The organism is Burkholderia ubonensis (genome assembly GCF_001718695.1).
Classification (GTDB): domain Bacteria; phylum Pseudomonadota; class Gammaproteobacteria; order Burkholderiales; family Burkholderiaceae; genus Burkholderia; species Burkholderia ubonensis_B.
In genome coordinates, this window is sequence record NZ_CP013420.1 from 1,704,325 (window position 1) to 1,722,961 (window position 18,637).

General features: G+C 69.5%; 17 protein-coding genes. 6 read left to right on the forward strand and 11 right to left on the reverse strand.

Features of this window, described 5'->3' with window-relative positions:
- Positions 1–28 precede the first annotated feature (28 nt).
- The 8 genes from groES to WJ35_RS07805 all read right to left on the reverse strand — a co-directional run bounded on the left by groES (position 29) and on the right by WJ35_RS07805 (position 6,164).
- The gene (groES, locus tag WJ35_RS07770; protein WP_004186661.1) at positions 29–322 is read right to left on the reverse strand and encodes a co-chaperone GroES; all 294 of its coding nucleotides are present in this window, start codon (positions 320–322) and stop codon (positions 29–31) included.
- Between the two features lie 373 nt (positions 323–695).
- Positions 696–1,205 (reverse strand): SRPBCC family protein, encoded by a 510-nt coding sequence (locus WJ35_RS07775; RefSeq protein WP_069238999.1) that lies wholly within the window; start codon positions 1,203–1,205, stop codon positions 696–698.
- Between the two features lie 23 nt (positions 1,206–1,228).
- Positions 1,229–1,861: a DUF1571 domain-containing protein gene (locus tag WJ35_RS07780; RefSeq protein ID WP_069239000.1), complete on the reverse strand. Its 633-nt coding sequence runs from the start codon at positions 1,859–1,861 to the stop codon at positions 1,229–1,231.
- Positions 1,858–2,277, reverse strand: coding sequence for a quinol oxidase (locus WJ35_RS07785; RefSeq protein ID WP_069239416.1), 420 nt, complete (start codon positions 2,275–2,277; stop codon positions 1,858–1,860). The genes WJ35_RS07780 and WJ35_RS07785 overlap by 4 nt, the downstream gene beginning before the upstream one ends.
- Before the next feature lie 31 nt (positions 2,278–2,308).
- A complete protein-coding gene (locus WJ35_RS07790) occupies positions 2,309–3,100 on the reverse strand; it encodes an anti-sigma factor family protein (RefSeq protein WP_069239001.1) in 792 nt (263 codons plus the stop codon).
- Positions 3,100–3,615, reverse strand: a complete 516-nt coding sequence (locus WJ35_RS07795) for a sigma-70 family RNA polymerase sigma factor (protein ID WP_069239002.1) — start codon at positions 3,613–3,615, stop codon at positions 3,100–3,102. Before WJ35_RS07795 ends, WJ35_RS07790 begins: the two co-directional genes overlap by 1 nt.
- Positions 3,616–3,664: 49 nt before the next feature.
- A complete protein-coding gene (locus WJ35_RS07800) occupies positions 3,665–4,024 on the reverse strand; it encodes a hypothetical protein (RefSeq protein ID WP_069239003.1) in 360 nt (119 codons plus the stop codon).
- A gap of 292 nt (positions 4,025–4,316) precedes the next feature.
- Positions 4,317–6,164, reverse strand: a complete 1,848-nt coding sequence (locus tag WJ35_RS07805; RefSeq protein ID WP_060122186.1) for a beta strand repeat-containing protein — start codon at positions 6,162–6,164, stop codon at positions 4,317–4,319.
- A gap of 703 nt (positions 6,165–6,867) precedes the next feature.
- Here WJ35_RS07805 and WJ35_RS07810 point away from each other — a divergent pair.
- From WJ35_RS07810 to WJ35_RS07825, 4 genes are all read left to right on the forward strand, one after another.
- Positions 6,868–7,515, forward strand: coding sequence for a helix-turn-helix transcriptional regulator (locus WJ35_RS07810; RefSeq protein ID WP_060234308.1), 648 nt, complete (start codon positions 6,868–6,870; stop codon positions 7,513–7,515).
- Positions 7,516–7,572: 57 nt separating this feature from the next.
- Positions 7,573–8,304 carry a DsbA family oxidoreductase gene (locus WJ35_RS07815; protein ID WP_060234309.1) on the forward strand — a complete coding sequence of 244 codons (732 nt, stop codon included), beginning with the start codon at positions 7,573–7,575 and terminating at the stop codon, positions 8,302–8,304.
- 103 nt (positions 8,305–8,407) lie between these two features.
- Entirely contained in the window at positions 8,408–9,850 is a 1,443-nt protein-coding gene (locus tag WJ35_RS07820) for a DHA2 family efflux MFS transporter permease subunit (RefSeq protein WP_060234310.1), read from the forward strand.
- 158 nt (positions 9,851–10,008) lie between these two features.
- Positions 10,009–10,797, forward strand: a complete 789-nt coding sequence (locus tag WJ35_RS07825; protein ID WP_029226429.1) for a sulfite exporter TauE/SafE family protein — start codon at positions 10,009–10,011, stop codon at positions 10,795–10,797.
- Between the two features lie 120 nt (positions 10,798–10,917).
- Here WJ35_RS07825 and WJ35_RS07830 read toward each other — a convergent pair whose 3' ends face one another.
- The 3 genes from WJ35_RS07830 to WJ35_RS07840 all read right to left on the reverse strand — a co-directional run bounded on the left by WJ35_RS07830 (position 10,918) and on the right by WJ35_RS07840 (position 15,937).
- Positions 10,918–12,750: a S10 family peptidase gene (locus WJ35_RS07830; protein ID WP_060234311.1), complete on the reverse strand. Its 1,833-nt coding sequence runs from the start codon at positions 12,748–12,750 to the stop codon at positions 10,918–10,920.
- 603 nt (positions 12,751–13,353) lie between these two features.
- Entirely contained in the window at positions 13,354–15,453 is a 2,100-nt protein-coding gene (locus tag WJ35_RS07835; protein WP_060234312.1) for a D-(-)-3-hydroxybutyrate oligomer hydrolase, read from the reverse strand.
- A gap of 109 nt (positions 15,454–15,562) precedes the next feature.
- Positions 15,563–15,937, reverse strand: a complete 375-nt coding sequence (locus tag WJ35_RS07840; protein WP_029226428.1) for a BON domain-containing protein — start codon at positions 15,935–15,937, stop codon at positions 15,563–15,565.
- Positions 15,938–16,375: 438 nt separating this feature from the next.
- Between WJ35_RS07840 and WJ35_RS07845 the strand changes: the two genes are divergently transcribed.
- Entirely contained in the window at positions 16,376–17,800 is a 1,425-nt protein-coding gene (locus WJ35_RS07845) for a TAXI family TRAP transporter solute-binding subunit (RefSeq protein ID WP_060234351.1), read from the forward strand.
- A gap of 112 nt (positions 17,801–17,912) precedes the next feature.
- On the forward strand, positions 17,913–18,551 hold the full coding sequence (locus WJ35_RS07850) for a DsbA family protein (RefSeq protein ID WP_060234313.1): 639 nt from the start codon (positions 17,913–17,915) through the stop codon (positions 18,549–18,551).
- Positions 18,552–18,637: the final 86 nt, after the last annotated feature.

Sequence of the window (18,637 nt, forward strand, 5' to 3'; positions counted from 1 at the left end):
CTTGGGAATATGTACCGTTGGTGGACGCTTACTTGGCGTTGACCACGGCCATGATGTCTTCTTCGCGCATCACCAGCAGTTCCTGGCCGTCGACCTTGACGGTCTGGCCAGCGTACTTGCCGAACAGGACGCGATCGCCGACCTTCACGTCGAGCGCGATCGGCGCGCCCTTGTCGTCGCGCTTGCCCGGGCCGATGGCCAGGACTTCGCCTTGATCCGGCTTCTCAGCGGCGGCGTCGGGGATCACGATGCCCGAGGCGGTCTTGGTTTCCTGATCGAGGCGCTTGACGATCACGCGATCGTGCAAAGGACGAAGGTTCATATTCACTCCTCTCTTGACTGAGATTGAAGAACGCTTGGGAATCTGCCCGGCGGGACGCCCGGCAGAAAATTGTTAGCACTCTCGTGCAGCGAGTGCTAATTATATGGACGGGTTTTGACAAATTCAAGAAGGGGAGCAGGAGGATTTTTCAGCGGCACGAAAGCGGTGGAATTGCGGTCGAAGAAGGCACCAAATCGTTTCAAAACAAGGAGATAGGTGTCGCTTCGAGGCATCGAAGCGCCGCTGCCCTACGGGATTTCCCGATCGTTGCACCAATTTGACACGTGGCCGGCAGCAAGTTCCGCGAACATCGCACGGCGCCGAGAATCCAGCCGGCACGCCGGGCGGCGACCGGGCGACCGGTGCGGCGCCGTTACATATCCGGACAGCCGGCGACCGGCCGGAACGTCCGGCCGTCGGTCTCGACGGTGGTGCCGAGCCGCTGCGCGAGCCCGCGCGCGCCTTCGCGCATCACGACGTCGTGATTCCATTTGAACAGCGGACGGGCCAGCGGCGCGAGCCAGTTCATCCAGCGCACGTGCGTGCGGATGTGCCAGTCGTAGCGAACGACCGTGCGTTCGGCATCGCCGGCGAACGACCAGCGGCCGTCGCCCTCGACCGCGCCGCTCGCGCGGCCTTCGAGCACGCGCATCGGCTCGACGCGCAGCACGCGCATGTCGAAGCTCAGCCGGTACGGCAGCGCGCCCTTCCATGTGTACCGGTGCAGCGCGCCGACGCCGTGCGGGTCGCCGCACTCGACCTCGACGGTCCGCTCCGCCCCCTTCCACCAGTCCGGCCACATGTCGGCCTGGTAGATCGCGTTCCAGACCGCCGCCAACGGCGCGTCCACCCGCCACGTCGTCGAGAACCGGTACTCAGCCATGCCGCCTCCGGCACGAAGCGGAATCAGGGCGCGAAAAAGCGGGCGGGAAACGCGACGTCGATCTCGACGTCGTCGAGCGTGACGGTCTCGAGCGGCCGGTCGTCGCCATCCGCGAAGCTGACCACCTTCAGCGGAAAGCCGTCCTCGGCGTCGAGCCACAGCTGGTAGCGATGCACGCCCGCCACCGCATGCGCGGGCGCGCCGGTGACGGTGACGCGCAGCGCGGTCCGGCCGCCGACCGGCTCCTCGCCCTGCAGCACGGTCACGCCGCCTTCCTGCAGCGCGCGCACGTTGCGCAGCAGCTCGCCGACATCGGACTGGTCGACCCGGTGGCCGCTCGGGTCGCGCACGAGCGGATTGGTCGGCGCCAGCGACAGCGCCGGCGGCAGATGCGCGCCGAACGGCCGCACCCGCACCTTGCCGTCGCCCGGATCGTATGCGAGCACGGCGCCGTGATGCGGCGACACGAAGTCCATCCGGACGAAACCGGGTTTGAGGTACGCGTAATGGATTTCGGCATGCTCGCCGCTGCGCGCCGACGAGCGGATCGTCGCCCGATACGAGTGAACCTGCTCGAAATGGGCGTGCGCGACGGTTACGGGATCGGCTGTCATGCTTGCTCCTATCAGGCTCGCGGCCAGCAGCGCGGCGATCACGGCGCCCCCTCGACCTCCAGCACGCCCTCCATGCCGCGGTCGCGGTGGCTCTTGAAGAACAGCAGCCGATGCGTGCAATAGTAGGCGAAGCGGCCCGCCTGCGTCGGCGTGAAGCGGAAGGTCCTCGGCGTGGTCGACAACTCGGTGCGCACCGCGATGCCGGCCTGCGGCGCGTCTATTTCGAAACTGTGCGGCACGACGCCCGGCTCGGCCGATACGGTCAGCTCGACCGGTACGTCGGCGCGCACGATCACCAGCGCCGGGCGGAAGAAGTAGCTGCCGCCGACGATCGCGACCCGCTGCACGCCGTCGGCATCGACCGGCACGCGCGTCGGCACCGTTGCATCAGCGCGAGCAAGCGCGGTGCCTGCCGCGAGCGCGCCAGCCGTCAACAGCTTCAGGATCTTCGGATTCATCGTCTGCTCCATGCCGCCGCACGGTGGGCGGTCATCCCTTCCACGCGTCGGTCGAGCCGCCGAGCGCGCCGCACGCTTCCATCGCGATCTCGCGCAGCCGGCGTTCGTCGCCATCGCCGGACAGCGCGTAACCGATGCCGCGATCCGACCAGAAATACGTATGGCGACCTTGCGACGACAGCGCGCGCGGCGCGAGACGCCGCGCGTCGTACGCGGTCATGTAAAGCGTCACGCGTGCGCCGTCGGCACGCTGATACATCAGCTGCGCGGCCGGGCCGGCGTCGCCCGGCAGCAGCCGCCCGCCGATCAGCGTGTAGCCATATTCGGCGAGCGACGGCGCGCGCACCGGCCGCCCGAGCCGCGCGGACAGCCAGCCGGTCAGGCGCGCCGCATCGCCGGCATCGTGCGCGCCGACTTCGACCGGATGGTCGCGGTCGAGCGCGTACACCGCGTACGCGATGTCCGCGCGCGCGGCAAACGCGGGAGCTGCGCCGAACGCCGTCCAGCCGGCATGCAGCGCGAGGCCGAGCAGCAGCCCGGCCGCAAGCCCGGCGAATGCGTACGCGGCCGCGTGCCGGCGCGACGCGCGGCGCTGCACGAACAGCACCGGCGCGGCGCCGGGCAGCGGGAACAGCGCCTGCAGCGCGGCGCGCTGCGCGCGGTAATGCGCGAACCGGTCGGCCGACTGCGGATCGGACCGCAGCCGCTCGAGCACCTCGCGGCGCTCCGGCCCGGACAGTTCGCCATCGAGCAATGCCGACAGCAGCTGGGCCGATGCGGTTTCGTCCGCATCGTGCGAAGGTGTGCGCGGTTCGTCGTCCATCATGTCTTCCCGATCACCCGTAGTGCGGCCGTGCCGTGCGTCGGCGGCTCGCCGGACAGCAGCGCGCGCATGTGCTCGCGCGCCCGCGCCAGCCGCGACATCACGGTGCCCACCGGCACCGCCAGCACCTGCGCGGCCTCCTGGTAGCTCAGCTCCTCGAGCGCCACCAGCAGCAGCACCTCGCGCTGCTCGACGGGCAGCCGGTACAGCGCGCGCTGCACGTCGCGCAGCAACAGCCCGCTGATCTCGCCCGCGGGCGCGGCCATCGTCTGCCAGGGCGCGGTCGCGTCATCCACCGCGATCTCGCGCCGCGCGCGCAGCTGGTCGATGAAACGGTGACGCAGCAGCGTCAGCAGCCATGCGCGCAGGTTGCCGTCGACGCGCGGCGGCTTGTTCAGCGCGCGTTCGAGCGTGTCCTGCACGAGATCGTCGGCCCAGGCCGGGTCGCCCGTCAGCGCACGCGCGTACCGCGTCAGGCGCGGCAGCCACACCAGCAAGTCCGATTCGTAGCTCATCCGGACGCCTCGCGCATCGCGCGTCGCGCGCCGTCAGGCCGTCGCTCGCTCAGGGACGCGCAACGTGCCACATGCCGCCCATCCCGTCGCCGCCCGCTTCGCCCGGCTTGCCGTCCATCTTCCACCGGTACAGCGGACGGCCGCGATATGCCCATTGCTTGCTGCCGTCGTCGCGCGCGACGAGGGTGAGCGGGCCTGCTGCGTGGTCGTAGCCGTCGGCGAGCGCGGGCGGCCAGTTCGCCACGCAGGCGCCCGTGCACGTGCTCTTGCCCGGCGCGTCGTGATCGAACGCGTACAGCGTCATCCGGTCTTCGTCGACCAGCTTCCCGCCGCTGACCTGCGGCAGCTCCGCGGCGGCCGGGCGTGCAATCGCGGCGGTCAGCGCGAGCGCAACCATCATCGTCTTCATTGCCGTTCTCCTTTGCGTGGCATCGCGGCACGGTGCGGCCCGACGGGACGCTCGGCATGGTGCCGACCATTATCCCGCCGTGCGTGTGCGCTGCGACTCGGTATGTAAACGAATGAGCGTGGGTGGTTATTCCGCGCGGCCGCTCCACTGCAGCGGGCGCGCATCGGCTATTGGTGAGATGAGAAACGGGCGCGATGCAAAAGAAAACGCGGCATGACGTTGAAGTCATGCCGCGTCGTGTGACGCATTGCGCGCGGCGAGCGATGCGCCGCCGCCGCGCGCTGTGCGGTGGTTACCTCGGCAAGGCGGCCGTTACTGCCTGGAGGAGCGTCGACACCGGCGCGAGCGGGTTGTTCGCCGAACCGTTGCCCGAGTGCGGCGTGACCGACAGGCCCGGCGTGGAGCCCAGCGCGGTGCCCACCGTCGTGCCGGCCGCGTTGACGACCGTCGCCGTCGCATTGCCCGTGGTCGACACCAGCGAGCCGACCGCGCCTGCCGTGCTGCCCCCGGCGCTGGCGCCTGAGCCGAGCAAGCCGCCGCCGGCCGCGGCGGCAGAACCGGCCGCACCGGTCAACGCACCCGCGGCCTGCCCGAGTGCCGCCGGGCCGTTCGCGAGCGCGCCCGTCACCGAGCCGAGTGCGCCGGTCAGCGCGCCGGCCGGGTTGTTGCCGCCGGTCAGACCGCCGACGAGGTTCGTGATCGGCGCGATCGGGTTGCCGCCGCCAGCGCCCGCGAGCGTGCCGACGACCTGATTCACGACGCCCTGCACCGGCGCCAACGGGTTCGTGCCGCCGAGGTTGCCCAAGGCGCCGGTGACCGTGCCGAGTGCGTTGGTCAGCGCACCGGCCGGGTTGCTGCCGCCGAGCGTGCCGACGACCTGGTTCACGACGCCTTGCACCGGCGCCAGCGGGCTCGTGCTGCCGAGGTTACCCAAGGCGCCGGTGACCGTACCGAGTGCGCCGGTCAGCGCGCCCGCGGCGTTGCCGCCGGTCGGCAGCGCGTTCTGCAAGCCGTTGACGAGGTTCGTGATCGGCGCGATCGGGTTGCTGCCGCCAGCGCCGGACAGCGTGCCGACGACCTGATTGACGACGCCCTGCACCGGTGCCAGCGGGTTCGTGCTGCCGAGATTGCCCAAGGCGCCGGTGACCGTACCGAGTGCGCCGGTCAGCGCGCCCGCGGCGTTGCCGCCGGTCGGCAGCGCGTTCTGCAAGCCGTTGACGAGGTTCGTGATCGGCGCGATCGGGTTGCTGCCGCCAGCGCCGGACAACGAGCCGACGACCTGATTGACGACGCCCTGCACCGGCGCCAGCGGGCTCGTGCTGCCGAGGTTGCCGAGCGCGCCGGTCACCGAGTTCACCGCATTCGTCAGCGCTTCGGCCGGATTGCCGTTGCCGAGCGTGCCCGCCACCTGCGTGACGGCGCCCTGCACCGGCGCGAGCGGGTTCGAGGCGCCACCCAGGTTGCCCAGCGCACCCGTGATCGTGTTGACGCCGTTGCCCAGCGCGCCGGCCGGATTGCCGCTGCCGAGCGTGCCGGTGACCTGATCGATGACGTTCTGGACAGGGGCAAGGGGATTCGCGCCGCCGACGTTGCCGAGTGCGCCGGTCAATGCGCCGGCCGGGTTACCGCCACCAGCGTTGCCCAATGCGCCGGTCACCGTGCCGAGTGCTCCGGTCAATGCGCCGGCCGGGTTACCGCTGCCAACGTTACCCAATGCACCCGTCACTTGACCGACCGCGCCCTGCACCGCCGCCAACGGATTCGCGCCGCCCCCGACACTCCCCAACGCGCCCGTCACCTGATTCACCACGCCCTGCACCGGCGCGAGCGGCGTCACCGTGCCGCCGCTGCCCCCCAGCGCGCCCGGCAACCCATTCACCACCCCCGACAACGCCTGCGCCGGATTGCCGAGCGACGTCTGAAGCGCGCCGGCCCCGCCCGTCGTCACGGTCACCGAGCCCAGCGGCGACGTGCCGGTCGCGGCCAGCCCGACCGACACGTTGTTCGTCGGCGGATTCACGATCACTTGCGGAATCGGCAGCGCATCGAGCGCCGCCGCCATCGCCGAACCGGAAGCCAGCACCCCGAACACCGTCGCGACCGACAGCGCCACACCCGTCAAATTAATGTTTTGTCCCATCTTTGTTTACCCCATCTCGGTTGGCACTACGTTGATAAAGCATGGGGACGGATTGCACGAAGCATGCCACCCTAATAAAACGGTTCGACTCGGCTATTTATTGCGACGCAATAACGGATTTATATGGATCTATAGGGAAAAGGACGGCGCATTTCCATCGACTCGTCAGACGAAAGAGCATCGAGGACTGCGGATGTAACGTAACGTTTTCGAGGCCGCAGGTAACGTGTTCCGGTACATTCGCGCACATTGCAGCCATTCGTCGCCACGCCTTCGATACCCGTATGGACCGCCCATCCCTTTTGCATTTCATTTCGATGAAATGCATTTAAAAATCGTCGGGATTTATTATTTTCTTATCGGTGATTTCTTTCCGATCAATTACGCAGACCATTGCGATCGACATAGTTTTCGCCACTACGTATAGTCGAATGAAAAACTGTGAAAACCGCTCGCACAGCGGCCGTCACATCGTGCCCGGCCGCAGTCAACCGAAGCCCACAGGCCGATACGAATGCGGGTCGATATCGTCGGCGCGCCGGTCATCATCTCGGCGAGCCACCGGCCGCTCTCGCGCGAACAGCCGCGCGGATGAGCCGCCCGTCTGCGCAGGCTAGATACAATGGCGCAACCGCCGCGGCGCCGGTGCCAGCGCGCGCGAACGCGCCGCCCGCGCCCCCGCTCACCCGAGAGTGCGATCCCGATGCGCAAGAAGAAATCTCCCGTCAAAGACCTGCTGCTGTCCCGCTACGCGCCGCTTGCCGACGGCATCGCGACGCTGTTCTTCCCTTACGCGGAAGTCGTGATTCACGACCTGCGCGACCAGACCGTGCTGTACCTCGCGAACAACCTGTCGAAGCGCGAGGTCGGCGACGACTCCGCGCTCGAGGAAATCGACCACTCGGCGCGCGAGCGCGTGATCGGCCCGTACGAGAAGCTCAACTGGGACGGCCGGCGGATGCGCTGCGTCAGCAACATCCTGTTCGACGACGAAGGGCATCCGGCCGGGATGATGTGCATCAACTTCAACATCGCGGTGTTCGACGACGTGCGGGCGACGCTCGACCTGTTCATCAAGGGCGCGGGTGTCGTCGCGCAGCCGGACGAGCTGTTCCGCGACGACTGGCAGGAGCGCATCAACACGTTCCTGCACGGCTGGCTGCGCGAGCGGCAGATCGGCCTGAACGGACTCACGCGCGAGCATCGGCGCGAGCTCGTCGAGGCGCTCTACGCGGAAGGCGCGTTCCGCGGCAAGAGCGCGGCGAACTACGTCGCGAACGTGCTCGGGATGGGACGCGCGACGGTCTACAAGCATCTCAAGCATCTGAAGGACACGCAGGGCGACGCATAGGCGTCGAGGCAAAAAGTGATATAGTGGCGGTTACACTTTTTCCCGAACCGCCATCCCATGCCGACCGCCTCCTCCCCCGCGCTTCGCCCGACGCTGACCGTCGAAATCTGGTCCGACCTGATCTGCCCGTGGTGCTGGATCGGCAAGCGCCGTTTCGACGAGGCGCTCGCCGCGTTCGCGCACGCGGACCGCGTCGACGTCGCGCTGCGCGCGTACCGGCTGTTCCCCGGCCAGCCGGTCGAGCCGGTCGAGGCGATGCTCGCCGGCAAGTATCGGCTGGCGCCCGCGCAGGTCGACCAGATGCTGCGGCAGGTGACCGACGCGGCCGCAAGCGTCGGGCTGCGCTACGACCTGCCCGGCACGCTCGTCGGCGACACGCTCGATGGCCACCGGCTCGTGAAGCTCGCAGAAACCACCGGCCGCGCGCATGCGCTGACCGAGCGGCTGTATCGCGCGTACTTCAGCGAGCACGGCGTGCTGTTCGATCACGGCGCGCTGGCCGATCTCGCGGTGGACGCGGGGCTCGAGCGCGCGGCGGTCGAAGCGGTGCTGCGCAGCGACGCGTACCGGAACGAAGTCGACGCCGACGTCGCGCGGGCCGAGCAGATCGGCGGCCGCGGCGTGCCGCTGTTCGTGTTCGGCGGGCGCTACGCGGTGTCCGGCGCGCAGCCGGCCGACGTGTTCGCGCAGGCGCTCGAGCAGGCGTGGCAGGACGGCATCGTCGCGATCGGCGGCGACGACGCGGCCGCATGCGGCCCCGACGGCTGCGCGCTGCCGCAGCGCGCGTAACGGCGTAACGGTCCGCTTCACTGCTGCCAGAAACCGGCAGGAAGCCGCGCCGTGCGGCGTCTAGAATGTTGCCTTTCAAATAACTAAAAAAGGCCGCCTCCCCATGACCCACGGCATCCACGGCGAGAAGCGCTGGTACACGCTGATCGTCCTCTGCCTCGGCGTGCTGATGATCGTGCTGGACAACACGATCGTGAACGTCGCCCTTCCGTCGATCAGCGCCGACCTGCACTTCAGCGAGACGGCGCTCGTCTGGGTCGTCAACGCATACATGCTGACCTTCGGCGGCTGCCTGCTGCTCGGCGGCCGGCTCGGCGACCTGTACGGACACCGGCGCATGTTCCTCGCCGGCCTCACGGTGTTCACGCTCGCGTCGCTCGCCTGCGGCGTCGCGCAGTCGCAGGCGATGCTGATCGCCGCGCGCGCGGTGCAGGGGTTCGGCGGCGCGATCGTGTCGGCGGTGTCGCTGTCGCTGATCATGAACCTGTTCACCGAGACCGGCGAGCGGGCGCGCGCGATGGGCGTCTACGGCTTCGTCTGCGCGGGCGGCGGCAGCATCGGCGTGCTGCTCGGCGGGCTGCTGACGAGCGCGCTGTCGTGGCACTGGATCTTCCTCGTCAACCTGCCGATCGGCATCGCCGTCTACGCGCTGTGCACCGCGCTGCTGCCGCGCACGCGCGCGCCGGCCGCCAGCGCGCGGCTCGACGTCGCGGGGGCCGTCACCGTGACCGCGTCGCTGATGCTCGCCGTCTACGGGATCGTCAACGGCAACGAGGCCGGCTGGCTGTCGACGCAGACCGTCGCGCTCGTCGGCGCGGCCGCCGCGCTGCTCGCGCTGTTCGTCGCGATCGAGGCGCGCGTCGCGCACCCGCTGATGCCGCTCACCCTGTTCGCCAAGCGCAACGTCGCGCTCGCGAACGTGATCGGCGTGCTGTGGGCGGCCGCGATGTTCGCGTGGTTCTTCCTGTCCGCGCTCTACATGCAGCGCGTGCTCGGCTACCAACCGCTCCAGGTCGGCCTCGCGTTCCTGCCGGCCAACCTGATCATGGCCGCGTTCTCGCTCGGGCTGTCGGCGCGGATCGTGATGCGCTTCGGGATTCGCGGCCCGATCGCCGCCGGCCTGCTGCTCGCCGCGTGCGGCCTCGCACTGTTCGCGCGCGCGCCGGTCGACGGCGGCTTCGTGTGGCACGTGCTGCCCGGCATGGCGCTGCTCGGCGTCGGCGCGGGCGTCGCGTTCAATCCGGTGCTGCTCGCCGCGATGGGCGATGTCGACCCCGCGGATTCGGGCCTCGCGTCCGGCATCGTCAACACCGCGTTCATGATGGGCGGCGCGCTCGGGCTCGCCGTGCTCGCGAGCCTCGCGGCCGCGCGCACCGATGCGCTCGCCGCAAGCCAGGCCGCGCCGCTCGACGCGCTGAACGGTGGCTATCACGTCGCGTTCGCGTTCGGCGCGGTGTTCGCGGCCGCGGCCGCGCTGATCGGCCTCGCGCTGCGCATCCGGCGGCAGGCCCTGGCAGGAAGCGGGGTCGGCAGCGCGATGCACTGATCCGGGGCATCAGCCGCAGGCGGCCGGGCGGCCGATTTTTAACGCAGTCGTACACCGCCCCGCCAGTTTTGCGACAATGTCGGACTTTGACGCGCGCGCCGCCGGCGCGCGCCGCCGCCGCGCGTCGCCGCCGAACGCCACCCAATCGCCTGCTGCCGATGTCGCTCCCTCATATCGATCTGCTGTACTCCCTGTCCGGCCTGTTCGTCGGCATCCTCGTCGGCCTGACGGGCGTCGGCGGCGGTTCGCTGATGACGCCGATCCTCGTGCTGCTGTTCGGCGTCCACCCGGCGACCGCGGTCGGCACCGACCTGCTGTACGCGGCCGCGACCAAGGCGACCGGCACGCTGGTCCACGGCCTCAAGGGCTCGGTCGACTGGCGCATCACGGGCCGGCTCGCCGCGGGCAGCGTCCCGGCGTCGGCGGTCACGCTGTGGATCCTGCACACGTACGGGATGCACACGCCCGCCGCCGCGCGGCTGATCCAGCTCGTGCTCGGCGGCGCGCTGCTGCTCACGTCGCTCGCGCTGATCTTCCGCCCGCAGCTCACGGCGCTCGCCGCGCGCAACCCGCTCGCGCCGAGCCCGGCGCGCACGCTGTGGTCGACCGTGCTGACGGGCGCCGTGCTCGGCGTGCTGGTGTCGATGACGTCGGTGGGCGCCGGCGCGATCGGCGTGACCGTGCTCCTGCTGCTGTACCCGGCGCTCGCGACGACCCGCATCGTCGGCTCCGACATCGCGCACGCGGTCCCGCTCACCCTCATCGCCGGCATGGGCCACTGGCTGCTCGGCTCGGTCGACTGGTCGATGCTGCTGTCGCTGTTGATCGGCTCGCTGCCCGGCATCGTGATCGGCAGCGTGCTGTCGACGCGCGCGCCCGAGCGCCTGCTGCGCAACCTGCTCGCCTCGACGCTCGTCGCGGTCGGCCTGCGACTCGTGCTCGCGTGACGGCAGGCGCGCCACGCGCGCGCCGCTCCAATCAAGAACGCTGCCCGGCTCGTGACCGGGCGGCGTTTTTTTACGTCGCGTCCTTTACGTCCCGTCAGGCGGCGCGGGCGCCGCCCGCGCTCAGTGGAGCTGCTGCTGTTGCTCCAGCTTCTGCTGGCGCAGCTGCTGCGCGCGCATCTGCAGCTTCTGCACGCGCTGCAACGCCGCGCGGTTCGCGAGGATGCCGTCGTAGAAGTTGCCGAGATCGCCCTTCAGCGCGGTCCGCGACGCGTCGTTCAGGTAGATCATGTGGCCCGACGGATAGTTCTTGATCGTCAGGTTCTGCGCCTTGATCGTCGGATCGAGCGGCATCTGCGCGAGCGTCAGCTCGGTCTGGTGGAACGGCGTCACCGCGTCGAAGTAGCCGTTCGCGGACAGCACCTTCAGGTCCGGGTTCAGGCTCATCGACGACGCCAGGTCGCCCGCCGTGTACAGCGTGTTGCCGCCGCCCCGGTTCGCGCCGGTCGGGTCCGTATGGCTGAAGTCCCAGTTGTTGAACACCTGGTCGTTCAGGTCGACGAACGACGACGTCGACGTGTACTTCAGGTCGGTGTTCAGGTAGCTGTTCCACAGCACGGTGTACGCGCCGCCGATGTTGTTGATCGACGGATCGTTGCCGCCCGAGTTCGGCAGGATGTATGGCGCGATGCCCTTGCCCGTGTAGTTCGCGCGGCCGTCGTACTGGCCGATCTGGATGCCCGGCACGAGCGTCAGGAAGAACGTGTACGGCGGGTTGTCGTTCGACGACGGCACGTTGCCGAGCGCCGCCGGGTTGCCGAAGGTCTGGATCAGCGAGACCGGATCGGTGCCGATGTACGAGCCCATCTGCTGCGCGGTCTGCAGGTTCAGGTTCAGCCGCACGTTGACGAAGCCGCCGTCCTGCGGATTCGGCGCCTGCGCGAGCGGCGCGAGCACGTTGTCCGCGTAATTGCGCGCCTGCACCATGTATGCGTCGAGGTCGGTCGGCGTCGGGGTGACCGTCGACTTCTTCCAGTAGAACGCATCGGCGGCGAGCGTCGGGAACGTGCCGACCGCGGACAGCGCGTTCGCGTAGTCGAGGATCGACGACTGCAGCGTGATCCCGTTCAGCTCGATGCCGTCCTCATGCAGCGCCCACGACACGACCGCGCTGCGCGCGGTGCCGTACGACTCGCCGAACAGGAACTTCGGCGAGTTCCAGCGCGAGTACTTGGTCAGGTAGCGCTGGATGAAGCGGTCGATCGAGCGCGCGTCCTGGTCGACGCCCCAGAAGTCCTTGTTCTTCGCCGGGGCGATCGCCGCCGAGTAGCCGGTGCCGACCGGATTGATGAACACGAGGTCGGAGCGGTCGAGCAGGCTGTCCGGGTTGTCGAGCAGCTTGTACGGCGCGGGCGGCGTGAAGTTCGGGAACGACGACTGCAGCCGCTTCGGGCCGAACGAGCCGAGCAGCAGGTAGACCGACGACGAGCCCGGGCCGCCGTTGTAGAAGAACGTGACCGGGCGCGGCTTCGACGGGTCGGGATTGTCCTGCGTGTACGCGACGTAGAACATCTTCGCGTTCGGCTGCGACGTGACCGGATCGATCGTCGTCAGGTGGCCGGCGGTGGCCGTGTACTTGACGACCTTGCCGCCGATCGACACCTGCCGGTGCACGACCGCCGCGCCTTCGGTGGCGTCGGTCACCGCGTCGTTGGGGCCGGTGCCGTAGACGTCGGTGTCGACGAACGGCTGGTCGGCCTGCGCGGCGTTCGTCGCCGCGCCGGACGCCGGCGTATTCGCGGCCGTGGCCGCGGCGGCCGCGGCGGACGGGCTCGCGCCGTCGTCGCCGCCGCACCCCGTGACGAGCAGCGCGGCGGCCGTGGCCGCGACGAGCGGGCCGCTCAGCGTCGTTCCAAATAGCGCGAAACCGTCTTTCAAGGACTTCAGTGTCGTCATTATTGCCTCTCGAACAGAACGATAAATATCGCCGGACGCAAAGGATGATTTGATCCGGCGTTCCGCACTGGGAGCGCATTCGTTATGCGACGCACTCCGAGTTTTTTACCGGCTCGACGCAAATCGACCGGCATGATTTACCCCACCCGATATTCAGCAAGCACCCAATGGAATCAATTCCATTGAAAACGGCAATTCAAAATCACTCGCGATTCCCGGTCATCGCGAGCCGCATGCAACTCGAAGGCAAAGCCGCACCCCGCAAAGCCCAGCCCGACAAGGCAACTTCGCTGCGAAAGGGCGAGCAATCCCTCTCGGCGGAGCGCCGATTAATCGCAAAATTGCGTTCAATCGCGGCCCGGGCCGAATTAATAAAATCGAAAGGATTATCCAATCGAAAGGAAAGGAATAGGTGTCCCGGATAATTTACTAAATTAAGTTAAAACACCGGCGCATAATAGATTCCGGGTTTTCGGCCGTAAAGTAACAATTTGTTACGGCGCCGGCGTTTCGCCGGGAATCGAATCCGGGAAGCGATTCCCGCGCATGGTCGAAAAAAAGCCGGACGCGCGCGTCCGGCTTCGGGCGGGCGGCGGCGCGGGTTCAGAACGGCACGTCGAGCGCCCCCGCGCCGACCGTGATCGCATTGCCGCCCGGCGCGGCCGAGATCGGCGGCAGGTTCGCGGTCGTGAGCGCCGGCGCCGCGCCCGGCGTGCCGCCGCGCGGCACGGTGCGGATCACCTGCGACGGCGGCAGCGGCGCGCCGTTCTTCAGGTGCCGCCACATCAGGTTCAGCGCCTGCAGGTCGTAGTAATGCACGGGCACGAAGCGCGTATCGAAGCCGGCGACCGGCAGGAATGCGTCGAAGTGCTGACCGTTCGTCACCTCGTAGAACGCCAGCTGGCTGCGGCCGCCTTCGCTGATGCTGTTCTGCGCGACATACGCGCGCGACGCATGGTTGACCGGCACGAGCGCATCGCTGCGGCCGTGCACGATGATCGCGGGCTTGCCCTGCAGGTTCGCGTTCACGCGCACCGCGTCGACGTTCGCGGGCATGTTCAGCTGCCCGTTGGTCCACAGCTGGCGCAGGCACAGCGCGCCCGCGAAGCTCGCGTCCGGCGTCGCGAGGCGGTGGTCGACGCCGCTCGCGGGCCCCGTGTTGAACACGAGGTTGATGCCGTTGGTCGGCGGCACGCCGTTGCCCGCGCCGAACACGCTCGGCATCGGCGACGCGGCGGGCGGCGCCACCGCGCCGGTGGCCGCGTTCGTCGTCGCGAAGCTGAAATTGCACAGGTTGTCGACGACGCGCGAGCGCGTGTACGCGTTCGCGTAGGTCACCGCGATCGCCGGTATCGCCTGCGAATCCCACATCGGCGCCTGCAGCATGTCGGAATCGGCGAGATAGCCGGCCGCGTGCAGCTGCGCGAGCGCGTCGGCCGCCTGGCTCTGCTGGTCGGCGCCCGCGACGAGCCCGGCCGCGGCCAGCGTCGCGCAGCGCTGCGCGCGAATCGACTGCGTGACGGTCGACGGCAGCGCGGTGAGATACGGCGCGCCGGCCAGCGCGGACGCCGCCGCCGCGCACGGCTGCATCAGGTTCGCGAAGGTCGCGTAGTCGGCCAGCGGCCGCCCGAACGACGGCACCGGGGCGCCGCCCTGCCGCACCACCGCATTCGGCGCCAGCCGCACGTTGACCTGCGGCTCGCCGACCACGACCGCGGTGATCCAGTTGCGCGTGTCCTGCTCGGCCGCCGCGAGCGCCGCGCCGCCGCCGTTGCTGACCGACGCGGCGATCGTCGTGATGTCGCCGGGGCGGTAGCGCACGCCGTGGCGCGTGCCGTCGATCAGCGGTCCGAACTGCTCGTTGAGCGCCCAGTACGCGAACTCGACCGCCTGCAGCGTCACGCGCCCCCAGTCCTGCTCCGGATTCTGCTGCGAATGCGCGTGCTTGAACGCGTAGCGGTTCGGGAACTGCGCGTTGTACGCGGCCAGCTCGCCGCTCGACACGTTCGCGGTGAAGAGGCTCGCGTTGCCGGCGAGCACCGCGTTCGCGAGCGTGCCGTCGATCAGCGTGACGGTGTCCGAGCCGAGCTCGTGCGCGCCGTTGCCGCCGCCCTTGTCGTTGTATGCGACCGCGCAGCCGCGCTTCAGGCCCCACTCGCCGGCGGCCGAGATCGCGCCGTACACGCCGCGCGAGCCGGACGACGTCGCGGTGACGATGCACGGCTGCGTCGGGTCGAAACCGGTCGGCACCTGCACGAGCAGCGTGACGTTCCGGCGGCCGCTGCCGTCGTCGGAGTACGCGATGTATTCGGTGCCGGCGATCCGGCCTTCGCCGAGCGTGTCGTTGCCGTCGAGATCGACGTTCGGCCCCCAGAAGCGGCCGTAGCCGCCGTTCGCGCTCATGTCGACGATCGCGCGGTAGTTCGACCAGATCGCGAGGCGGCGCAGCTCGGCCGCCGTCGGCCGGGCCGGGTTCGCGAACGCCGGCGGCACGGCGCTCGCGAGGCCGCTCTTGCCAAGGCCGGCCGTCAGCAGATCGTCGCTCGCGCCGTCGTAGGCCGTCGTGCGCACGCTGCCCGCGATGAAACCGGGCAGCGGGTTGCCGTCGCGCGTCTCGTTGCCGTTGCAGGCCCCGAACAGCGTCACGACGGCGGCCAGCGCCGCTCCGAACCCGACCCGCCTGCCCCACCGTAGCTTCGTCATTGTCGCCCTCTCTCTCGTTATGTCGGATGGACTCCAAGCGAAAACGGGCCCCGGATTTCCGAGGCCCGCCTGGATGCGAGCGCGAGCGGCGCGAACGCGCCGCCCCGCATCATTGCGGCTGGACGCTCAGCTTGTTGCTGACGGACGTGACGCCCGGCACGCCCTTGGCCGCGGCTTCGGCCTTCTCGATCTGTGCGGCGTCGGGCACCGAGCCCTCGAGCGTGATCGCCCCGCCCTTCGAACGCACGACGATGTTCGCGACGTCGACGCCGTTCTCCTTCGAAATCGCCTTGCGCACCGCATAGCCGAGCTTGCGGTTCGCCTGCTTCGCGGATTTCGCGGCGGCCTTCGATGCGCTCTTCGCGGCGGCGGGCGCTTCGGGCGCCGCCGGCTCGCTCGACTGCGCGTAGACGCTGCCGGACAGACACGCGGCCACCGCGGCCACCCCCAACGCTCCCAGCGCTCTCGACACGATCGACTTCATGCTATCTCCTAGTGAATCAAAACGGCCGCGCACAGTGCGGCCGACTACCCCCAAAGGCGGCCGGCCTGCACGCGCGAGCGCGGCGGGACAGCCGGTGATTTCCACGGCGATGCGAGAGAGGCGGGACGTAACCGGCGGCCGGCGCACGCGAAGGCGGGCCGGCCGGGCCGGGCAGCCGCCGGCCGGGCGCGCCCGGTCTGGTCGGGTGCCGGGTCGCGCAAGTCGGGCGTGGCTGCGTCGCACAATGTAATCCAGCGCCCGCGGAAGCGCAAAGCTTTTGACGCGGCGCCGGCGCCGGCCGGGCCCGCCGGAAGCGCCGGATTCGCCGAATTCGCGCATGCGCGGCGAATCCGGTTACCATCGCCGCGAATGCATGCGATCCGTGACGCGTCCGCGTCATCGATCCGTCATGCATGCGTCACTCGCCTATCGCCGTTCATGAAGCCACTCCTGCGCCCTCGCCGGCCGCCCCGCATCCTCGCCCGCTTCGTCGCGGTGTCGTGGCGCGACCTCGCGCTGTCGGTCGGGCCGACCGTGCTGCTCGCGGTCGCCGCCGTCTGGCTCGCGATCAGGATGATCCAGCCCGCGCCGCCGTCCACGCTGGTGATCTCGTCCGGGCCGCCCGGCAGCACCTACTGGAACGCCGCGCAGAAGTACAAGGCGATCCTCGCGAAGAACGGCGTGACGCTCGACGTGGAGTCGTCCGAAGGCTCCGCGCAGAACCTCGAGCGGCTGTCCAACCCGAAGGCGACGGTGGACGTCGGCTTCGTGCAGAGCGGCATCGGCCCGAAGACGCGCGACGAGCACCTCGTCGCGCTCGGCAGCATCGGCTACGTGCCGCTCGCGATCATGTACCGCGGCCCGATCGTCGCGCGGCTGTCGGACTTCAACGGCAAGCGGCTCGCGCTCGGCCCGGAAGGCAGCGGCGCGCGCGAGCTGAGCCTCGCGCTGCTGAAGATGAACGGCATCGCGCCGGGCGGGACGACCGCGCTGCTGCCGATCGCCGGCGAGGACGCCGCCGACGCGCTGCTCGCCGGCAAGATCGACGCGGCGTTCCTGTCCGGCGACTCGACGCAGATCCCGGTGATGGCGAAGCTGTTCCGCGCGCCGGGCGTGCACGTGTACTCGTTCACGCAGGCGGAAGCCTATGCGCGCCGCTTCCCGTACCTGACCGCGATCACGCTGCCCGAAGGGGTCTACGATCTCGGCCGGAACCTGCCGCCCGCCGACATCCACACGGTCGCGCCGACGATCGAGCTGGTCGCGCGCGACGCGCTGCACCCGGCGCTGTCCGACCTGCTGATCGAGGCCGCGCGCGAGGTGCACGGCCACGCGACGATCCTGCAGCACGCGGGCGAATTCCCGTCGGCGCTCACGCGCAGCTTCCCGCTGTCGGACGACGCGGCGCGCTACTACAAGTCGGGCAAGACCTTCCTGTACCGGCGGCTGCCGTTCTGGGTCGCGAGCCTCGTCGACCGGCTGCTCGTGATCGTCGTGCCGCTCATCGTCGTGTTGATTCCCGGGGTGCGGGTCGTGCCGGCGCTGTACGGCTGGCGCGTGCGCTCGCGGATCTACCGCTGGTACGGCGCGCTGATCGCGCTCGAGCGCAACGCGCTCGGCGAGCACACGGCCGCCGAGCGCGTCGAGCTGCTCGACCGGCTCGACGACATCGAGGATTCGGTGAACCGGATGAAGATGCCGCTCGCGTATGCCGGGCAGTTCTACGTGCTGCGCGAGCACATCGGCTTCGTGCGCGAGCGGCTGACCGCGCACGAAGCCGATCCGCACGGCCGCCCGCACGACGCGCCGCACGCGTCCGGCGGCGACGGCGCGCCCCCCCGGGCGACACCGGGTTCCGCCTGAGCGCGCGATCCGCGATCATTGCCGCATCGGCCGGCCGCCGCGTAACATGGAGGCCGCCGCCGGGCGCCGCGCGCGAGACGGCCGGCCCCGGCCCCATCCTCTGGAGATCGTCATGACAACCGGCCTCGACACCGCCCAGCCCGCCTGGTTCTTCGATTTCGTCTCGCCGTTCTCCTACCTGCTGCTCGAACAGTATGAACGTTGGCCGGACGTGCCGTTCGCGCCGGTCGCGGTGTCGCTCTACGACCTGCAGCGCCACTGGGGCCAGCGCCCGAGCGCGGACGTGCCGGCCAAGCGCGTCTTCACGTATCGGCATGCGCTGTTTCGCGCGGAGCAGCTCGGCATCCGCTTCAAGATGCCGCCCGCACACCCGTTCGACTCCGACAAGGCGCTGCGCCTCGCGATCGCGCTGCGCGCCGACCTCGCGACGGTGCGCGAGATGTTCCGCTTCGTCTGGCGCGACGGCAACGACCCGTCGACGCCGGACGGCTTCGCGGCGCTGTGCGAGCGGGTCGGCGTCGGGCATGGCGACCAGCTGATCGAATTCGAGGAAACCGCCGCGCAGCTGCGCCGCCACATCGACGACGCGATCGCGCTCGGCGTGTTCGGCGTGCCGACGTTCTGGATGAGCAAGCAGCTGTTCTGGGGCGAGGACGCGCTGCCGATGGTGCTGTACTGCGCGCGCACGCCGACCTGGCTCGAGACGCGCGAAGTGAAGCGCATCAGCGCGCTGCCGAAGGGGCGCGCGTAGGCGCGTGTCCGTGCGTAATAGCGGGCATCAACCGGTCACGATGCACGGGCGCGCGCGCCTGCGGTAAGGTTACGCCTCGCCCGCCC